This window comes from Streptomyces sp. QH1-20 (assembly GCF_041283565.1).
GTDB classification, from domain to species: Bacteria; Actinomycetota; Actinomycetes; order Streptomycetales; family Streptomycetaceae; genus Streptomyces; species Streptomyces syringius.
Genome location: NZ_CP166299.1, coordinates 3,953,463 through 3,972,020 on the forward strand (window position 1 = coordinate 3,953,463; position 18,558 = coordinate 3,972,020).

The 18,558-nt window shown below is 72.3% G+C and carries 15 protein-coding genes; 4 read left to right on the plus strand and 11 right to left on the minus strand.

What is annotated here, in order from left to right; genetic code table 11:
* Positions 1-5: 5 nt before the first annotated feature.
* The 6 genes from AB8O64_RS17705 to pdhA form a co-directional block, all read right to left on the minus strand.
* On the minus strand, positions 6-1,307 hold the full coding sequence (locus tag AB8O64_RS17705; RefSeq protein ID WP_365206020.1) for an MFS transporter: 1,302 nt from the start codon (positions 1,305-1,307) through the stop codon (positions 6-8).
* 14 nt (positions 1,308-1,321) lie between these two features.
* Positions 1,322-1,975: a GntR family transcriptional regulator gene (locus AB8O64_RS17710; RefSeq protein ID WP_184734670.1), complete on the minus strand. Its 654-nt coding sequence runs from the start codon at positions 1,973-1,975 to the stop codon at positions 1,322-1,324.
* A gap of 80 nt (positions 1,976-2,055) precedes the next feature.
* On the minus strand, positions 2,056-2,868 hold the full coding sequence (locus tag AB8O64_RS17715) for a helix-turn-helix transcriptional regulator (protein ID WP_165451562.1): 813 nt from the start codon (positions 2,866-2,868) through the stop codon (positions 2,056-2,058).
* Positions 2,869-3,054: 186 nt separating this feature from the next.
* Complete coding sequence (locus AB8O64_RS17720; protein ID WP_370419967.1) at positions 3,055-4,515, minus strand: dihydrolipoamide acetyltransferase family protein; 1,461 nt, start codon at positions 4,513-4,515, stop codon at positions 3,055-3,057.
* 22 nt (positions 4,516-4,537) lie between these two features.
* On the minus strand, positions 4,538-5,518 hold the full coding sequence (locus AB8O64_RS17725) for an alpha-ketoacid dehydrogenase subunit beta (RefSeq protein ID WP_130878659.1): 981 nt from the start codon (positions 5,516-5,518) through the stop codon (positions 4,538-4,540).
* 2 nt (positions 5,519-5,520) lie between these two features.
* Entirely contained in the window at positions 5,521-6,669 is a 1,149-nt protein-coding gene (gene pdhA, locus AB8O64_RS17730) for a pyruvate dehydrogenase (acetyl-transferring) E1 component subunit alpha (RefSeq protein WP_356451235.1), read from the minus strand.
* A 362-nt stretch (positions 6,670-7,031) separates the two neighbouring features.
* Between pdhA and AB8O64_RS17735 the strand changes: the two genes are divergently transcribed.
* The 3 genes from AB8O64_RS17735 to AB8O64_RS17745 all read left to right on the plus strand — a co-directional run bounded on the left by AB8O64_RS17735 (position 7,032) and on the right by AB8O64_RS17745 (position 9,458).
* Positions 7,032-7,694 (plus strand): response regulator transcription factor, encoded by a 663-nt coding sequence (locus AB8O64_RS17735; RefSeq protein WP_130878657.1) that lies wholly within the window; start codon positions 7,032-7,034, stop codon positions 7,692-7,694.
* Positions 7,695-7,820: 126 nt separating this feature from the next.
* Positions 7,821-8,363 carry a pyridoxamine 5'-phosphate oxidase family protein gene (locus AB8O64_RS17740; protein WP_370419968.1) on the plus strand — a complete coding sequence of 181 codons (543 nt, stop codon included), beginning with the start codon at positions 7,821-7,823 and terminating at the stop codon, positions 8,361-8,363.
* A 15-nt stretch (positions 8,364-8,378) separates the two neighbouring features.
* On the plus strand, positions 8,379-9,458 hold the full coding sequence (locus tag AB8O64_RS17745; RefSeq protein WP_370419969.1) for a phosphotransferase: 1,080 nt from the start codon (positions 8,379-8,381) through the stop codon (positions 9,456-9,458).
* Positions 9,459-9,604: 146 nt separating this feature from the next.
* Here the strand turns inward: AB8O64_RS17745 and AB8O64_RS17750 are convergent, their stop codons facing one another.
* A complete protein-coding gene (locus AB8O64_RS17750; protein ID WP_370419970.1) occupies positions 9,605-11,182 on the minus strand; it encodes a protein kinase in 1,578 nt (525 codons plus the stop codon).
* A gap of 324 nt (positions 11,183-11,506) precedes the next feature.
* Between AB8O64_RS17750 and AB8O64_RS17755 the strand changes: the two genes are divergently transcribed.
* The gene (locus tag AB8O64_RS17755) at positions 11,507-13,195 is read left to right on the plus strand and encodes a protein kinase (RefSeq protein ID WP_370419971.1); all 1,689 of its coding nucleotides are present in this window, start codon (positions 11,507-11,509) and stop codon (positions 13,193-13,195) included.
* Between the two features lie 111 nt (positions 13,196-13,306).
* On the opposite strand, the gene AB8O64_RS17760 is transcribed toward AB8O64_RS17755, so the two are convergent.
* The 4 genes from AB8O64_RS17760 to AB8O64_RS17775 form a co-directional block, all read right to left on the minus strand.
* Positions 13,307-13,864 (minus strand): bacterial proteasome activator family protein, encoded by a 558-nt coding sequence (locus tag AB8O64_RS17760; protein WP_130878653.1) that lies wholly within the window; start codon positions 13,862-13,864, stop codon positions 13,307-13,309.
* 103 nt (positions 13,865-13,967) lie between these two features.
* The gene (locus tag AB8O64_RS17765; protein ID WP_370423888.1) at positions 13,968-16,967 is read right to left on the minus strand and encodes an FtsX-like permease family protein; all 3,000 of its coding nucleotides are present in this window, start codon (positions 16,965-16,967) and stop codon (positions 13,968-13,970) included.
* Positions 16,968-16,996: 29 nt separating this feature from the next.
* Positions 16,997-17,758: an ABC transporter ATP-binding protein gene (locus AB8O64_RS17770; RefSeq protein WP_370419972.1), complete on the minus strand. Its 762-nt coding sequence runs from the start codon at positions 17,756-17,758 to the stop codon at positions 16,997-16,999.
* Between the two features lie 162 nt (positions 17,759-17,920).
* Positions 17,921-18,508: a hypothetical protein gene (locus tag AB8O64_RS17775; RefSeq protein WP_370419973.1), complete on the minus strand. Its 588-nt coding sequence runs from the start codon at positions 18,506-18,508 to the stop codon at positions 17,921-17,923.
* Positions 18,509-18,558: the final 50 nt, after the last annotated feature.

The window sequence follows — 18,558 nt, forward strand, 5'->3', positions numbered from 1 at the left end:
GCCCGTCAGACCGGCACGTGGACCGTCTCCACCCGCGACGCCACCACGCGCTCCCGCTCCCGCCGCTGCGCCCTCGTGCGCAGCCGCAGGATCTGGGACAGGCCGAGCGCCTCCAGCACGAACACCGACGCGAACGCGACGCGGTAGTTGTCGCCGGTGGCGTCCAGCAGCAGGCCCACGGCCAGCAGGGTGGTCATGCAGGCGACGAACCCGCCCATGTTCACGATGCCCGAGGCCGTGCCCTGGCGCTCGGGCGGGTTGGCGGGGCGGGCGAAGTCGAAGCCGATCATCGAGGCCGGTCCGCAGGCGCCGAGGACGACGCACTCCGCGATCAGCAGCCACATCGGGGCGTGCGAGCCGGGCCAGCCGACGGTCGACGCCCACAGCAGGGCGGTCGCGGCGACGGTGCCGAGGACGAGCGGCAGCCGGGCGGCCCGGTGCCGGCCGATGACCTGGCCGTAGACGAGGCCGATGGCCATGTTCGACAGCACGACGAGGGTGAGCAGGGCCCCCGCGGTCCCCCGGCTCAGGCCCTGCGCCTCGACGAGATAGGGCATCCCCCACAGCAGCAGGAAGACCATCGCGGGGAAGCCGGTGGTGAAGTGCACCCACATCCCCAGCCGCGTCCCCGGCTCCCGCCAGGCGCGGACGATCTGCTGCCGCACGAACCCGCTGCCCGTGTGGGAGGGGGGCACGGGCGCGTACCCCTCGGGGTGGTCCTGGAGGAAGAGCAGCAGCAGGACGAGGACGACCACGCCCGCCGTCGCGCTGCCCGCGAACGTCGTCGTCCAGCCCGCGCTGTGCAGCAGCCGCGCGAGCAGCAGCGTCGAGATCAGATTGCCCGCCATCCCGAACAGCGCCGCGACCTGCGCGACCATCGGCCCGTGCCGGGCGGGCAGCCATCGCGCGCCGAGCCGCAGCACGCTGATGAACGTCATCGCGTCACCGCACCCGAGCAGCCCACGGCTGGCGAGGGCCATGCCGTACGAGTGGGAGAGCGCGAACGCGAACTGCCCGGCGGTGAAGAGCACGACGCCGAGCGCCAGCACCTTCTTGGTGCCGAGCCGGTCGACCATCAGGCCGACGGGTATCTGCATGCCGGCGTAGACCAGCAGCTGGAGTATGGAGAACGTCGACAGGGCGGACGCGTTGATGTGGAACCGTTCGGCGGCGTCGATGCCGGCCACACCGAGGCTGGTGCGGAAGACGATCGCGACGAAGTAGACCCCGACGCCCAGCCCCCAGACGGCCATCGCCCGCCGCCCGCCGGGTGGGTCGCCGGGCAGCCCGGTGGAACCCCCGCTCATCGCCTCTCCCCCTGTCATCGTTCGTGGCCCTGTGCCAGGTTCCGCACCCAGCTGACGTGCTGGTCGACGATGCCGATGGCCGCCTCCGCGTCCCCGGCGCGCAGCGCTTCGAGGATCTCGGTGTGCTCGGCGATGTTCTTCGCGATCCGGTCGGGGTGGGCGTGCATCACGGCGACGCCCATCCGCAACTGCCGGTCGCGGAGCTGGTCGTACAGCCGCGAGAGGATCTGATTGCCCGCGCTGCGCACGATCTCGGCGTGGAAGGCGCGGTCGCTGACGGACACGGCGGCGAGGTCCCCGGCCGCGGCCTGCCGCCGCATGTCCTCGACGAGCTCCTCCAGCCGGGCGAGCAGCGCGGGCGAGGCGGGCACGGCCTTCCCGGCCGCGTGCTTCTCCACCAGCAGCCGGGTCTCCACCACGTCCGCGATCTCCTGCGCGGACACGGCCAGCACCAACGCCCCCTTCTTCGGGTAGAGCTTGAGCAACCCCTCGCCCTCGAGTCTGAGCAACGCCTCCCGCACCGGAGTCCGCGAAACCCCCACCTCACCGGCCAGGTCCCCCTCGGTCAGCAGCGTCCCGCCCTCGTACCGCCGCTGCAGCACGGCGTCCTTCACATGCGCGTACACGCGGTCGGCGGCAGGACGCTTGGCAGTGGCGGTGGCTGACATGCGCACAGCATAGATACAACAGGTATGCGCGGGGAGTGGCGTTTCGCGATGCGGACAGCCGCATGGCTACCCGACGCCGCTTACACCCCCGCCCAGCCGTCCATGGGGGTGATGAAGACGAAGCGCAGGTCCGGGCGTTGTATGGGGAGGAGGACGTGGGTGGTGACGCGGATTTCCGCGTTGCCGTGGTACGGCAGGCGCAGCCGGAAGACGTGGCCGTCGCGGTGCTCGACGACGTCGGATTCCTCGGACCATATGCGGCGGCAGTCGGCGTCGGCTTCGAGGATGTCGCGGACCAGGGTGCGCAGTTCGGCGTTGTCGGGGTTGCTGTTGGCGGCCACGCGGAGCATGGCGAGGTAGATGCGGGCGCAGCTGTCCTCCCAGTCGAGCATCTGCTCGCGGGCCTCGGGGTCCAGCAGGGTCCAGCGCATGAGGTTCGCGCCGGGGCGCAGGACCCAGGGGAACCACTCGCCCATCAGGGGGTTGGCGGCGACGACGTTCCAGGCGACGTCGGAGAGGTAGGCGGGGTAGGAGACCTGCTGTTCGAGCAGTGCCTGGACACCGCGGGGGAGGTCCGTCGGGTCGGGGGCGAGCAGACCGGGCGGGCGGCGGCCGCAGACGGCGAGGAAGAGGGTCAGGGTCTCGGCTTCGCTCAGGCGCAGCGCCTGCGCGACGCGCAGCAGGAAGCTCTCGGAGAAGTCCTGGCGGCGGCCCGCCTCCAGGGCGCGGTACCAGCCTTCGCTCACCCCGGTCATCCGGGCCACGTGCGCCTGGGAGAGCCGGCGGCCGGGGCGGGGGTACAGGCCGCGCAGTTCGGGGACGGTCCGGGCGTCGACGCGGGACCGCCAGGCGCGCAGCAGGCGGCTGATGGACTCGCCGTCGACGCGGTTCACGCGCCCTCCAAAATCCGACACTGCAAGTGTTGGTCAATCTTAAGTAAATTGCGCAGCACGGGCCATTCCACCCTCTGCCAGGGGTGGTATCCCGAGGCCGCTCCGCACACGGGCAGAGGGCCCGGACGCTGCTCTCTCCTCGCTGGAGGGGGGTGAGGAGGGAGCGTCCGGGCCCTTCGTCCTGTGTCAGCCCCAGGTGATCAGGCGCTTGGGGTTCTCCAGCACGGCGGCCACGTCCGCGAGGACCTTGGAGCCGAGCTCCCCGTCGACCAGGCGGTGGTCGAAGGACAGCGCCAAGGTGGTGACCTGGCGGGGCTTGACCTTGCCCTTGTGGACCCAGGGCTGGAGCTTGACCGCGCCGAACGCCAGGATCGCGGACTCGCCCGGGTTGAGGATGGGCGTGCCGGTGTCGACGCCGAAGACGCCGACGTTGGTGATGGTGACCGTGCCGCCGGACATGTCCGCCGGGCTCGTCTTCCCCTCACGGGCCGTGGCGATCAGCTCGCCGAGCGCCGCGGACAGCTCGGGAAGGGTCTTCGCCCCGGCGTCCTTGATGTTCGGGACGATCAGACCGCGCGGCGTGGCCGCGGCGATGCCGAGGTTCACGTAGTCCTTGCGGACGATCTCCTGGTTGGCCTCGTCCCAGGACGCGTTGACGTCCGGGTTGCGCTTGATCGCGACGAGCAGCGCCTTCGCGACGAGCAGCAGCGGGTTGACGCGCAGCCCGGCCATGTCGGGGTCGGTCTTGAGCTGCTGGACGAGCTTCATCGTGCGGGTGACGTCGACGGTGACGAACTCCGTGACGTGCGGCGCGGTGAAGGCGCTCGCGACCATCGCCTGGGCGGTGGCCTTCCGTACGCCCTTGACCGGGATCCGCGTCTCGCGGGCGGCGAGGTCGGCCGGAGCGGCGGGCGCGGTGGACGGCGCGGGCGCGGCGGGGGCCGCCGGCTCCTCCGTGACCGGGGCCGGTGCCGTGCGCGCGGCCACGGCCGCGTGGACGTCCTCGCGGGTCACGATGCCGTCCGTGCCGGTCGGGACGACCGTCGCGAGGTCGACGCCGAGGTCCTTGGCGAGCTTGCGGACCGGCGGCTTGGCCAGGGGCCGGCCGACGGGCTCCACGGGTGCGGCAGGCGCGGCGGGCGCGGGCGCCGGGGCCGGGGCGGCCGGGGCCGCGTGGCCGTTCATCTCCGCCTGGATCGCGGCGGCCATGTGCTGCTGCACCGGCGCGGGCTGCGCCTTGCGGGCACGGCGCTTGGTCGAGGACGGCGCGGCGCCGTAGCCGACGAGCACGGCCTGGCGGCCCTGCGGCTCCGGCTCGGCTTCGGCCGCGGGCGCCGCGGCGGGCTCCGCCGGGGCGGCGGCCTCGGCCGGCCCCGCGCCGGGCTGGGTGTCGACCGAAATGATCGCGGTGCCGACGTCCACCGTCACGCCCTCGCCGAAGCGCAGCTCGTGCACCACGCCGTCGAAGGGGATCGGCAGCTCGACGGCGGCCTTGGCGGTCTCGACCTCACAGACCACCTGCCCGTCGGAGACGGTGTCCCCGACGGCCACGTACCACTTGAGGATCTCGGCCTCGGTGAGCCCCTCGCCCACGTCGGGCATCTTGAACTCGCGGAAGCGCTGGTCGTTGGCAGTGCTTGCAGTCATCGTCACGACTCTCCTCGGCCCCTCAGTACGCCAACGCGCGGTCTACGGCGTCGAGTACCCGGTCCAGACCCGGAAGGTACTCGTCCTCGAGACGCGACGGCGGATAGGGAGCGTGGTAGCCGCCGACCCGCAGGACGGGGGCCTCCAGGTGGTAGAAGCAGCGCTCGGTGATCCGAGCGGCGATCTCGGAGCCGGTGCCCAGGAAGACCGGGGCCTCGTGCACGATCACCAGTCGGCGGGTCTTCTCCACGGATGCCTGGATCGCGTCGAAGTCGATGGGCGACATCGAGCGCAGGTCCAGGACCTCCAGGGACTTGCCCTCCTCCTCGGCCGCCGCGGCGGCCTCCAGACAGGTCTTCACCATCGGCCCGTAGGCGGCGAGGGTGAGGTCCGTGCCCGGGCGGGCCGTGCGGGCCGCGTGCAGCGGACCGGGGATCGCCTCCGTGTCGACCTCGGAACGGTCGTGGTAGCGGCGCTTGGGCTCGAAGAAGATGACCGGGTCGTCGCTCTGGATGGCCTGCTGGAGCATCCAGTACGCGTCGGCGGCGTTCGACGGGGAGACGCACTTGAGGCCCGGGACGTGCGCGAAGAGCGCCTCGGGGGATTCGCTGTGGTGCTCGACGGCACCGATCGCGCCGCCGTAGGGGATGCGGATGACGACCGGCAGCTTGATCTTGCCGAGCGCGCGGGCGTGCATCTTGGCGAGCTGGGTGACGATCTGGTCGTACGCGGGGAAGACGAACCCGTCGAACTGGATCTCCACCACGGGGCGGTAGCCGCGCAGCGCCAGGCCGATCGCGGTGCCGACGATGCCGGACTCGGCGAGCGGGGTGTCGATCACCCGGTCCTCGCCGAAGTCCTTCTGCAGACCGTCGGTGACCCGGAAGACGCCGCCGAGCTTGCCGACGTCCTCACCCATGATCAGGACCTTGGGGTCGGTCTCCAGGGCGGTGCGCAGCGAGGCGTTGATGGCCTTGACGATGGAGAGCTTCTCGGCAGCCATGATCAGTTGCTCTCCTCTGCGAAGGACGCCTGGTATGCGGCGAATTGGGCGCGCTCTTCGTCGACGAGGGCGTGGCCGTCGGCGTAGATGTTCTCGAAGATGGCCATGTTGTCGGGGTCCGGCATGGTCCGGACGGCGTCGCGCACCCGCTTGGCGAGGGCGTCGGCCTCGGTCTCCAGCCCGGCGAAGAACGTTTCGTCGGCGTTGCCCTCGCTCTCGAGGTAGGCGCGCAGTCGCAGGATCGGGTCCTTGGCCTCCCACTGCTCGCGCTCCTCGTCCCGGCGGTACTTCGTCGGGTCGTCGGAGGTGGTGTGGGCGCCCATGCGGTAGGTGAAGGCCTCGATGAGCATCGGGCCCTGGCCGGTGCGGGCGCGCTCGAGGGCGGCCTTGGTGACGGCCAGGACGGCGAGGACGTCATTGCCGTCGACGCGGACGCCGGGGAAGCCGTAGCCCTGGGCGCGCTGGTAGAGCGGGACGCGGGTCTGCCGCTCGGTGGGCTCGGAGATGGCCCACTGGTTGTTCTGGCAGAAGAAGACGACCGGGGCGTTGTAGACGGCCGAGAAGGTGAACGCCTCGGCGACGTCGCCCTGGCTGGACGCGCCGTCGCCGAAGTAGGCGATCACGGCGGAGTCGGCGCCGTCCTTGGCCACGCCCATGGCGTAACCGGTCGCGTGCAGCGCCTGCGAGCCGATGACGATGGTGTAGAGGTGGAAGTTGTTCTCGTTGGGGTCCCAGCCGCCGTGGTTCACCCCGCGGAACATCCCCAGCAGATTGGTCGGGTCGACCCCGCGGCACCAGGCGACGCCGTGCTCACGGTAGGTGGGGAAGACGTAGTCGTCGGGGCGGGTGGCACGGCCGGAGCCGATCTGCGCGGCCTCCTGGCCGAGCAGCGAGGCCCACAGACCCAGCTCGCCCTGCCGCTGCAAGGTGGTGGCCTCGGCGTCGAACCTGCGGGTCAGCACCATGTCCCGGTACAGGCCGCGCAGTTCCTCGGGCGTCAGGTCGATGGAGTAATCCGGGTGCTCGACCCGTACGCCTTCGGGCGTCAGCAGTTGCACGAGCTCCGGCTGTCCCGGCGAGGCGGCCGGCTTCCCGGCGCGCTTGCTGCTGCTGCGTCGCGGCTTGCGCGCGGCAGTGCTGTCCACGGTCACGTGTGCTCCTCCGTCTGTCCGGCCCCCGGGGTCGCCGGCGGCCAGAGGGGGTCCCCCCGCCGTGAGACAGGGGAAGGCTCGCTCGATCCCCGACGGCACACGGGGTGGGTGTGCCGAGGCCGGAACCGGGCGTGACAGGCGCCCCGGCTAAAGGCCTGCAATAAGCACGTTACCCAGAAGGCCGCATTCCTGCGAAACCCCTACTGACCTGCGATTTTGCTTGGATTTCCAAGTAAATACGCAAAGCGGGGTTCCGCTACTGGTCACAGCCTTGTGAGCACAGCCCTGCGAGCTGCCGGAACGACCGCACGTTATCCCGGAGGACAAGAGCAGGGGAAGAGTCGATGTGTGAGACTGATCGTGTGCCCGAACAACGAAAAATCACGGTATTTCTGCTCGACGACCATGAGGTCGTCCGTCGGGGCGTCCACGAGATGCTCTCCGTGGAGGAGGACATCGAGGTCGTGGGCGAGGCCGGGACGGTCGCCGACGCACTCGTGCGCATTCCCGCCACCAGGCCGGATGTGGCCGTTCTGGACGTGCGCCTTCCGGATGGCAGCGGAGTAGAAGTATGCCGCGAGATCCGTTCTCAGGACGAAAACATCAAATGTTTGATGCTCACGTCGTTCGCGGACGACGAAGCGCTGTTTGACGCGATCATGGCAGGTGCGTCGGGCTATGTCCTGAAAGCCATCCGGGGCAATGAACTGCTCTCGGCGGTGCGCGACGTGGCCGCCGGGAAATCCCTGCTGGACCCGGTCGCGACCGCCCGGGTGCTGGAGCGGCTGCGCGACGGCAAGGACCCCAAGGGCGACGACCGGCTCGCGAACCTCACCGACCAGGAGCGCCGGATCCTGGACCTGATCGGCGAGGGCCTGACCAACCGCGTCATCGGCGAGCGGCTGCACCTCGCCGAGAAGACGATCAAGAACTATGTCTCCAGCCTGCTCTCCAAGCTGGGCATGGAGCGCCGCTCCCAGGCCGCCGCCTACGTGGCCCGGCTCCAGGCGGAGAAGTCCCGCTGATCCGCCGGCCCGGTCGGCCCGGGTCGGCCGGTCGGCGAAAAGCGGGGAATCGGGACCAACGTCCCGCGGCGAAAGGGGCGGGTGTCCCCTTCCTCCGCACCACCCCCAGCGGGCACAGTGGTGACCATGCTTTCTGAGCTTCCCGGGCTTGCCCACCTGCCCGGCTCCCCCCGGCCGACCGGACCGTCCCAGGCGACGGACCGCCTGGAGGCGACCGACGAGCGCCGGGCGCTCGACCTGCTCGCCCGCACCCCCTACGGCCGGGCCTCGGTCAGCATGCGCGCCCTCCCCTTCGTCACGGTCGCCCGCCACATCGTGGTCGACGCCCCCGCGCCGTCCTCGTCACCGTCATCGTCTTCGTCCCGCGTCCTGCTCCGCCTGCACGGCGGCTTCGGCTACGCCCAGGCGTGCGACGGCAGCGTCGTCGCGTACAGCGCCGACAACCTCAGCGGCCGACAGGAGGGCGACGAGGACGTGTGGACCGTCCAATTCGTGGGCATGGCACGGCTCTTCACCCCCAGCGCCGCCGAGATCGAGCTGTTCGGCCGCCCCCCGCGCACAGCGGACGGAGTCCCCTTCCACCCCGAATACCTGTGCATCGAACCGCAGTTCATCAGCCTGCATCACCTGGAAGGCGTCCCCGCGCGACAGTTCACGCACTCCCCGTGATCTAACATTTGACACGTGCCGCGCTCACTTGTCTCCCCTGTTCACGCCGGACCTGTTCACGCCGGAAGTCAGGGGCCCGACGGCGGCACCCTGCGCACCCTGCTGGGCCGCTACGGACTCGACGGTGAGCCCGTCTCCTGCGAACCGCTGACCGAGGGCCTCCTCAACCGCGGTTACCGCCTCTCCACCACCCGCGGCCGCTTCTTCCTCAAGCATCACCTCGACGGCGACCAGGCCGCCATCGCCCGCCAGCACCATGTGACGCTCCGGCTGGGCGCGCTCGGCCTGCCCGTCGCCCCTCCCGTCGCCGACGCCGAGGGCTCCACGGTCACCGTCCTCGGCGGCCGCTGCTACGCCCTGCACCCCTGGGTCGACGGCCGGCACCGCGACGGCGAGGAGCTCACCGCCGCACAGTCCCGCCGCCTCGGCACCCTGCTCGGCCACGTCCACACCTGCCTGGAGCAGGTCATGGAGGGCCCGGAAGGGGCCTGTGAGGGCTCCGGGCCCGCCCCGGACGCCGCGGCCGACCCCGAGGACACCTACGCCCTCATCGAGGAGCTCCTGACGCTGGTCCGCCGCAAGGGCGGCCGCCCCCGCGACCCCTTCGACGAACTGGCCGAACACCGACTCGTCGAGCGCCGCGCCCTGCTGGAGGCACACGCCCACCGCCGGCCGACGCCCTGCGCCACCCCCGCCCGGGGCTGGGTGCACGGCGACTTCCACCCGCTCAACCTGCTCTACCGGGGCGCCGAGCCCGCCGCGATCGTCGACTGGGACCGCCTGGGCGTCCAGCCGCGCGCGGAGGAGGCCGTACGGGCCGCCGTGATCTTCTTCCTGCGCCCCGGCGGCACGCTGGACCTCGCGAAGGTACGCCCGTACGCGCGCGCGTACCGGGGCGCGACCGGGGCGAGCGAGGCCGAACTGGCCGCCGCCGTGCACCGGGTGTGGTGGGAGCGGCTCAACGACTTCTGGATGCTGCGCTGGCGCTATCAGCTCGGCGACCGCCGCGCCGACCCCGGCTTCCCCGCGTCGGCGGCGCTGTCGGTGTGGTGGACGCGCGAGTACGAGGCCGTACGCGAGGCTTTCACGGACTGAGCGGGGGCGGGTGAGGGATTTCCGGGCGCGCGGCGCGTAAGGCCCTCAGAAACGGCTACAGGCCCGTCCCGGGCCCGCTCCGGGTCCTTGGTGGACCGGGGCGGGCCGGGACGGGCCCGGCCTCACTGCTTCTCGGCTGTCGTCGCTCAGCCGGTGGCGCCCTGGATGGTGCCGCCCTGCGTGCCGCCCGAATCGCCCGGGGGGTTCGTGGGCGGCTTGGGGTCGTCCGTCGGGCCCGTCGTCGGGTCCTGGGTGACCGGGGCCGTCGGTCCGGTCGTCGGGCCGGTCGTGGGCCCGGTCGTCGGGTCCTTGGTCGGGTCCTTGGTCGGACGGTTGCCCGTGTCCGGGGTCCACTCGGGATCCGGCTCGTCCTCGCCCGTGTTGCCCGTGGTGCCGCCCGGCTCGGCGGAGGGCGAGTGCTTCTCGGGGCTCTTGGAAGTGCCGGGGCTCGGCGAGCTGGGCGCGGAGGTGGTCTTGTCCGGCTTCTTCTTCTGGGTGTCGCCGGTCGTCTTGCTGCCCTGGTTCACCGCGAAGACCACGCCCACCGCGATCGCTATCACCGCGAGGGCGGCGACCAGCCACATCTTGCCCTTGCCGCCGCCGTTGCGACCGCCGTGACCGCCGCCGTAGCCGCCGTCGTCACCGCCGCCGTTGCGGGACGGGACGATCGGCTGCTGCGAGGTGTCGCCGTGCGGCGGGTGCGGCAGGGCGGTGGTGTTCGCCATGCCCATGGCCGTGGTGGCGGCACCGGTGTGCGCGACCGGGCCGGTGTTCCAGGCGCCCGTGTGGCTGCCGGAGTCGTGCAGCATCTGCAGCGAGTACTGGACCAGACCGCGCATTTCCTCCGCGCTCTGGAACCGGTCGTCCGGGTCCTTGGCGAGGGAGCGCATGACGAGCCCGTCGAGCTCCGGCGGAACCGACTCCAGCACCTGCGACGGCGCCACGGGAGTGTCCTGGACGTGCTGGTAGACCACCGAGAGCGGGGTCTCGCCGGTGAAGGGCGGGCGCAGCGCGAGCAGTTCGTAGAGCAGACAGCCGGTGGCGTAGAGGTCCGAGCGGGCGTCGACGGTCTTGCCGAGGGCCTGTTCGGGAGAGAGGTACTGCGGGGTGCCCATGACCATGCCGGTCTGGGTCATGGTGGAGGCCGCGCCGTGCAGGGCGCGGGCGATGCCGAAGTCCATGACCTTGACGGCGCCGTTGTGCGTGATGATCACGTTGGCGGGCTTGATGTCACGGTGCACGATGCCGTGCTGGTGGCTGTAGGCCAGCGCCTCGAGCACGCCCGAGACGATGATCAGGGCCTGCTCGACGGGCGGTGCCTCGGCGCCGAGCAACAGGTCGCGGATAGTGCGGCCTTCAACCAACTCCATGACGATGTACGGCACGACGTTGCGGCCGACGTGATCCTCGCCCGAGTCGTAGACGGCGACCACCGCGTGGTGGTTCAGACCGGCGACGGACTGTGCCTCGCGGGTGAAGCGCGCCTTGGACACCGGGTCCTCGGCGAGATCCGCGCGCAGCAGCTTGACCGCGACGGTGCGGCCGAGGCGTACGTCCTCGGCGGCGAAGACCTCGGCCATGCCGCCGCGGCCGAGTCTGTGTGTGAGGCGGTAGCGTCCGTCGCCGACCAGGCCGCCATTGCCCCACATTTCAGGCACATCGGGCATTCCGCCCCCGTTGGCGTCAGGGTCGGACGGACCCTGGGCGCTCTGCGTCTGTGCCATCAGTCCTCGCCGTCGTGTGTGGCCGCTTCGCGTGGGAGGCGAATGCGCGGGGAAACTCGATGAAAGCTGTCTTCCGCTAAGGCACGCTACAGGCTCCGCGAGGCGCGCCGGTCCGGGATGGACCGGCTATGAAACCTGTACAGGGCGAACCAAGGCAAATCTCGTGACGGCTTGTCGCGCATCCGGTCACGGAACGGGCACGCGGCTTGACGTGCCCGCGCCCTCGGGCAGACTTGGCCGAGATATGTCGATCAGGTGGACCGGTACGCCGGATCAGTACGCCAGTCAGTACGCCAGGCCGTGTGCCGAGGGGGAAGCAACACCATGAGCCAGGACGGCGCACAAGGCCGCTACACAGGACGTTCCGTCGGCGGCGGCCGCTACCAGCTGCGTGATCTGCTCGGCGAAGGCGGCATGGCCTCCGTACACCTGGCCTACGACAGTGTCCTCGACCGCCAGGTCGCTATCAAGACCCTGCACACCGAGCTGGGCCGTGAGGCGTCCTTCCGTGAGCGCTTCCGCCGCGAGGCGCAGTCCGTCGCCAAACTCACACACACGAACATCGTCTCGGTATTCGATACGGGCGAGGACGACCTCGACGGTTCGACCATGCCGTACATCGTCATGGAGTACGTCGAGGGCCAGCCGCTGCGGTCCGTGCTCGACGCGGACGTCCGCCAGTACGGCGCGATGCCCACCGAGAAGGCGCTGAAGATCACCGCCGATGTGCTGGCGGCGCTCGAGGTCAGCCACGAGATGGGCCTCGTCCACCGCGACATCAAGCCCGGCAACGTGATGATGACCAAGCGCAACGTGGTCAAGGTCATGGACTTCGGCATCGCGCGCGCCATGCAGTCCGGCGTCACCTCGATGACCCAGACCGGCATGGTCGTCGGCACCCCGCAGTACCTCTCCCCCGAGCAGGCCCTCGGCCGCGGCGTCGACGCCCGCTCCGACCTGTACTCGACGGGCATCATGCTCTTCGAGCTGCTGACCGGCCGACTGCCCTTCGACGCGGACTCCCCGCTGGCCATCGCCTACGCGCATGTCCAGGAGGAGCCGGTCGCACCGTCGACGATCAACAGCTCGATCCCGCCGGCCGTCGACGCACTGGTCGCCCGGGCGCTGAAGAAGAACCCGAACGAGCGCTTCCCCAGCGCCGAGTCCATGCGGGACGAATGCGCGCGGGTGGCGGGCACGGCACAGGCCGCGCCCTCGCCGATCATCATCTCGGGCGGTCCGCCGGCCCGCAGCGGCGCGGGCGTCGGCTCGGCCGTCTTCCCGCCCGTCGACCAGCAGGCCCCGGCACCCGGTCCGCAAAGCGTGCAGACGCCCTACCAGCCGACCGCGCACAGCCCGTACAACAGCTACGGTCCCGGGACCCCGGCGCCGGCCAACCAGGGCTACCAGACCCCCGCCCAGCCCTACCAGCAGCCCGGCCCGGCCGCGCACACCCCGCCCCCGTACACGATCAACCCGTCCCCGGCCCCGGCCGCGCACGGCGGCGGCGCGGGCGGCAGCGGCGGCAAGAGCAACAAGGGCGTGCTGATCGGCTCGGGCGTCGTCGCGGTCCTGGCGGTCGTCGGCGTGATCGCCGCCATCTCGCTGAACGGCGACGGGGGCAAGAAGGAAGAGGCCGGGGGGACCACGTCCTCGCAGTCGCCCGTGGCGGGCACGACGACGGGCGGCGGCACCGGTGGCGCCGCGCCGCAGAGCAGCCACAAGGACGGCGACAAGTCCAAGACCATCGCCCCCGAGAAGTGCAGCAAGGCCTACGACGTCTACAACGACAAGACGAAGAAGTCCGCGCCCGACTTCAAGTACATCTACATCGACTCGGTGAAGGAGTGCCTCCAGGCCGCCGGCTGGAAGTACCGGGTCGACGTCGCGCCCGAGAACACCTGGGGCAAGGGCACGGTGCTCAACCAGGTGCCTGCCCCGGGTGACCCGTTCGACCCGAAGTCGCCGAGCGCGCAGTTCGTGCTCACCGTCTCGACGGGCGACCCCTCGTAGGGCGACCCCTGGCAGGACCCGCACACACACGCGTGCCCGGTGCGTCTCACGAGACGCACCGGGCACGAACTGCTCTGTGGCTTCCGGCGGAACCGCCGAACCCTGACGGGCTTACAGGTACGGACCCGAGCGGGCGCCGCCGTGGTGGCCCTCGTCGTCGTCCTCACCCATCACACCGGGCGGCAGAGCCCTGCGCATCTGCTCCAACTGGGCGCGCGCCGCCATCTGCTGGGCGAACAGCGCGGTCTGGATACCGTGGAAAAGACCCTCCAGCCAGCCGACCAACTGCGCCTGCGCGATGCGCAGTTCGGCCTCGGTCGGAATGGCGTCATCGGTGAACGGGAGCGACAGGCGCTCCAGCTCCTCCACCAACTCCGGCGCCAGGCCGTCCTCCAGCTCCTTGACGGAGCTGTGGTGAATGTCCTTGAGCCGGACCCGGCTCGCCTCGTCCAAAGGAGCTGCCCGGACCTCCTCCAGCAGCTGCTTGATCATGCTGCCGATGCGCATGACCTTCGCCGGCTGTTCGACCATCTCCGTCACCGGGACCTCGCGCGACTCGTCGTCACCCACCCCGCCGCCGGGGTTGGCGTTGCCGAGAGCCATGCCGTCCGGGCCTACGACCAGGACCTGGGGGCTCTCCTGCGACCGTTCATTCCTCGGCATCTCCATGCCGCCATTCTCTCGCACCCGTGGTTTCCCCCGGTTGATGCCCCCGTACACGCCTGATCCACCTTCCTCGCACGCCCCGGGTCGTACTCCGGCGCGCGGAGGTCTATCCCGCGCGCCGGGGCAGTGGCGTCCGAGACCGCGTGGAGCAGGCCGCGAGCAGGCCGGCGAGCACCGGGACACCCACCGCGAGCACCGTCAGCGTGGGCCAGGGCAGCTCGATCGGGGTATGGGCGGGGACCAGCGGATCGCGGCGCATGGCCGCCAGCGCGTCGCGCCCGTCGACCAGCCGCAGCGCCACGGCGGGCACCACTCCGGCGACGGAGCCCAGCAGCACGCCGAGCCCCGCGACGCCCGCGCACTGGAAGCCGGCGAAGCCGCGCCGCACGCCCGGCGGTGCGCCCACCGCGCTGAGCGTGGTCAGATCGGCCTCCGCGTCCGCCTTGGCCAGACCGGTGGTGACGACGGCGGCCCCTATGGTCACCAGGCCCGCGAAGACGGCGAGGACCATCAGGAAGAAGTCGTCCTCCTCGGTCTCGGGCCCGCGCTCGATGTAGAGGCTGGTCGCCGCGTCCCCCCGGTCGAGGACCGCGTTCGCCCGTTCCTCCTCGGCCTTGCCCGGGGTGTGGCGCACGGCGTAGAAGGACCCCGCCGGGGCGGTGTGCAGATTCAGCCGGTGCGCGAGGACGGCGGGCAGGATCAGCCGCACGCCGGGCGTGGCGGCATAGGCCTCGGGGGCGACGTAGGCGTCGAGGAAGACCTTGCGGGACGGGTCGGGGGGTGCGGGGCGGGTGGGGGCCACAGGGCCCCTTTGACCGGTGTTACGGCTGAATCCGCCGGCCCGGTCGCCCTGCCCGGCCGTGCCGGGAGCGCTGTGCGGGCCCGGGGTGCCGCCCGTCGTGAGCGGCTCACCCGTCGCGGTGATCTTCAGCTGGACGCGGCCGTCCTGCGCGTAGGCGCTGTTCAGCAGCACCGGTTTGCCCTCGGCCAGCGCCCGCTCCGCCGCCGGGTCGCGCAGCCCGACGTAGGTGCGCAGCAGCCGGGCGTCGCCGACCAGGACCTTCTCCCCGGCGTCGCCGATGGAGGAGAAACCACCGGCGTCCACGCACTCGGGGCCGCGCCGCAGCCGCCGGTGTTCGTCCGCGCTGAGGCGCTCGGCGAGGTCCCGGCCGGTCGGGCCCTCCAGCGGGCAGCGGTGGGTGTCGGGGCGGACGAGCTCGATCTCGCCGCAGTCGTCCCCGGCGGCGCGGGTGTAGCAGTCGGCGCCCGCCCAGACCCGGTCGACGTCGGCGCGCTCACCGGTGACCGGGAGGGCGTGCTCCATGGCCCGGCGCAGGGCGGGCAGTGCCTTCTCCGGGTGCCCGCCCTCGTTCGCGTACGAGTCGACCAGCAGCGCGACCGTGCCGGGCCGCAGCAGCGGCTCGTACCCGAAGCGGTCCTCGGCGACCAGGCTGACCGTGTACGTCGCCACCGCGACCGTCCCGGCCACCGCGGCGGTCACGGCGGCGACGGCGGGGGCGGTGCGCCCGCGGTTGCGGGCCGCGTCGCGCAGCGCGAACCGGGCGGCGAGCGGCAGCCGGCCGCCGAACCGGGCGCAGGCGCCGACCAGCACGGGGACACACGCCAGCATGCCGAGTTCGGCGACGACCGAGCCCACGGCGACGACCGCCCAGCCGCTGCCCGTCGCCCCGCCGACCAGGGCGAGGCCGCCGCCCAGCAGGATCGCCGCGAGGCCGAGCCCGGGCAGCACTCGGGAGCTGTGCCGCACCCCGCGGCGGCCGGCCAGCGACTGGAGCACCGACTGGCGCCCCGCGACGAGCGCGGGGACGAGCGCGGCCAGCACGCCCGTGAGCACCCCGAGGCCGACGATGGTCAGCAGGTGCGACGGAACGGCGGTGACGGGCCCGAAGCGCTGCCCGTCCCATTCCTCGAACACCGGTCGGCACAGCACGCTGAGCCCGAGCCCGAGGAGGACCCCGAGGACGGCGCCGGCGGTGCCGAGCACCACGCCGCCCGCCAGGACCACCGCCCGGAGCTGCCCGCGGTCGGCGCCGCAGATGCCGATCAGCCCGAGCTGACGGCGGGCGCGGCGGGCCCCGACGGCGAAGGCCGGACCCGCGAGCAGCACGATCTCCAGGACCGCCATCGCGGCGACGGTCGCCAGCGCCACGGTCGCCCGGCGGGAGCCCATGCCGGTGTCGGTGGCGGAGCCGGGTCCGATGCCGACGCCCGGCGTCCGGGCGGCCGGTACGGCCGCGTCCGGCGGCGGGTCGCGCAGCACGGCGCGGGAGCGGACGAGCACGCCGCGCTCGTTGGCGGCCCGTACGTCCTGCCAGGTCACACCGCCGTCCTTGGCGGCGACGTAGTACTCCTTGGGCATCGGATGCGGGGGCGCGGCCCGTTTGTCGCGCTCGGCCTGGGCCCGCCACGGCTCGATCACGGCGTGCGGCCGGGCGATGAGGTACTCGCCGTTCAGATCGCCCGGCAGCTCCACGGCCGCGGTGATCCGGAACTCCCGGGCCAGGCCCTTGACGCGGGTGTGCGAGCCGACGTGCAGCCCGGAGGACTCCAGGAAGGCGGTGGTGGCGGCCAGTTCGTGGGGCTCGTCGGGCAGGACGCCACGGCGGACGTCGACCTTGCCCCGCAGCAGGGCGTCGGCGGCGGGCATCTCCCGGACGGTGACGCGCCGCAGCCCGCGGGCCGTGCGGACCATCCCGTCGACGTCCTCGGAGGTGACCGTGCGGGTGCCCTTGGGCAGCAGGGCCGCGAGGACGGCGGCGACGTCGACGGGCCGGCCCGCAGCGCCGTCGTTCTCCGTCTCGTCGGCGCTGCCGCGCGGTGTCCCCACGCGGCTCGCGTCGGGCATCTGCACGACCGGCCCCGGGCCGTACCCGGCGTCGCTGAACTGCGCGTCCGCCGCACCCAGTTCCCGGGTGACCTCCTGCGCCCGGGTCGGACCAGCGCTGTGGTACGTCACGTCCGCCACCGTCACGGCCAGCACCGGCAGCGCGATCATGACGACGACGAGCGCGCTGCGGGCCTTGGCACGCAGCGCGTCACGACGGGCGATCCGCAGGGCCGCACGCCAGGCGGGGATGCCCGTCACGCGCGGCACACGTATGCCGGACACCCGCTTCACCGGGACTCCCCGGCCGCGAGCTGCGCCTCGGCGCGCGCGGTCAGCGTCTGGTCGACCATCGTGCCGTCGCGCAGGAAGACCACGCGGTCGGCCCAGGCCGCGTACCGCGGCTCGTGCGTGACCATCACGCCCGCCGCACCCGCGTCGCAGCGCGCCCGCAGCAGCGCGAGGATCGCCTCGCCGGTCCGGGAGTCCAGGGCGCCGGTCGGCTCGTCGGCGAGCACGAGACGACGGTCGCCGACGAGGGCGCGGGCGATGGCCACGCGCTGCTGCTGGCCGCCGGACATCTCGTCGGGGAAGCGCTTGGCGACACCGGTGAGGTCCAGCTCGGCCAGCGCCTCCATCGCCTCGCCGCGGGCCTTGCGGGTGGGCACGCCGTCCAGCTCACGGGGCAGGGCGATGTTCTCGGCGGCGGTGAGGGCGGGCACGAGGTTGTAGTCCTGGAACACATAGCCGATCGACCGGCGCCGCATGGCCGCCAGCGCGCGGCGGCTCAGCGTCGCGATGTCCCGGCCCTCCACGATCACCTGCCCGGACGTGGGTACGTCCAGGCCGCCCGCGAGCGTCAGCAGCGTCGACTTCCCGGATCCCGACGGGCCCATGACCGCCACCAGCTCCCCCGGCTGCACGGCCATGTCGATGCCGCACAGGGCGTGCACCTCGGCGGGCCCGGTGCCATGGGTGCGGGTCAGGTTCCTGAGCTCCAGCACGGGCCGCCCGGGCAGGGGCGTCCTGGCCTGCGGCGCTGAACCGGTCATGGTGCGGTGCTTCCCCTTGGGTGGGCCGGTCGGCGGGCCGTGGCTGGGCCCTATGTATACCTCCTGCACCCGTTCGGAGGACAGAACCGATGCACGGCCCATGCGCAGCCCTGGCGCGCCGCCCGTCAAGCGCGAGGGGCGGATCAAACGTGAGGTGCCGAATCAGCCGCGGCGCAGCCGCAGACCGAGGAACCCCAGGCCCAGGCCGGTGAGGGTCATGCCGGTACCGAGTGGCAGGACGCGCATGACGGGGTCGGACGACTCCTCGGCGCGCTCGGAGCCTGTCGCGTCCAAGGCGTCCCAGGGGCCCGCACTCGGCTCGTACGTCCGTGGGGCGGGCCCGGGGACGTACGGCTGCGCGGCTTCGAGGCGGGCATGGGGCGGCGGGGTGTTGAAGAGCGGCCTGGGCGCCGCCGCGGGCTCACGGGCCGGTTCCGGGCTCTCGGCGGGCGGCTGTGAGGCCGCGGGGGCGCCGGAGGGCACGGCGGACGCGCCGGGGCTGTCGGCGGGGCCGTCGGGCGAGGACGTGGCCCGGCCGGGGTGAGTGCGGCCCTCGCCGGCCGCGCTCCCGGCGAGCCGCTCGGTGAGCAGGGAGGGCGACGGGGGCGCGGAGGGGATCGCGCGGAGCGGGGCGGGAGGGGCGGAGGCGGGGGGCGCGGACGGCGGCGCGCTGGGGACGGCCTTCTCCTCGGCGCGCGCGCCGGGGGCTATGAGCAGGAGGGCCGTGAAGACCAGTCCCGCTGTGGCCAACGGCCATGCGGTCGGTGGCCCGGTCTGTGTTCTCGTCCGGGTCCCGGCCT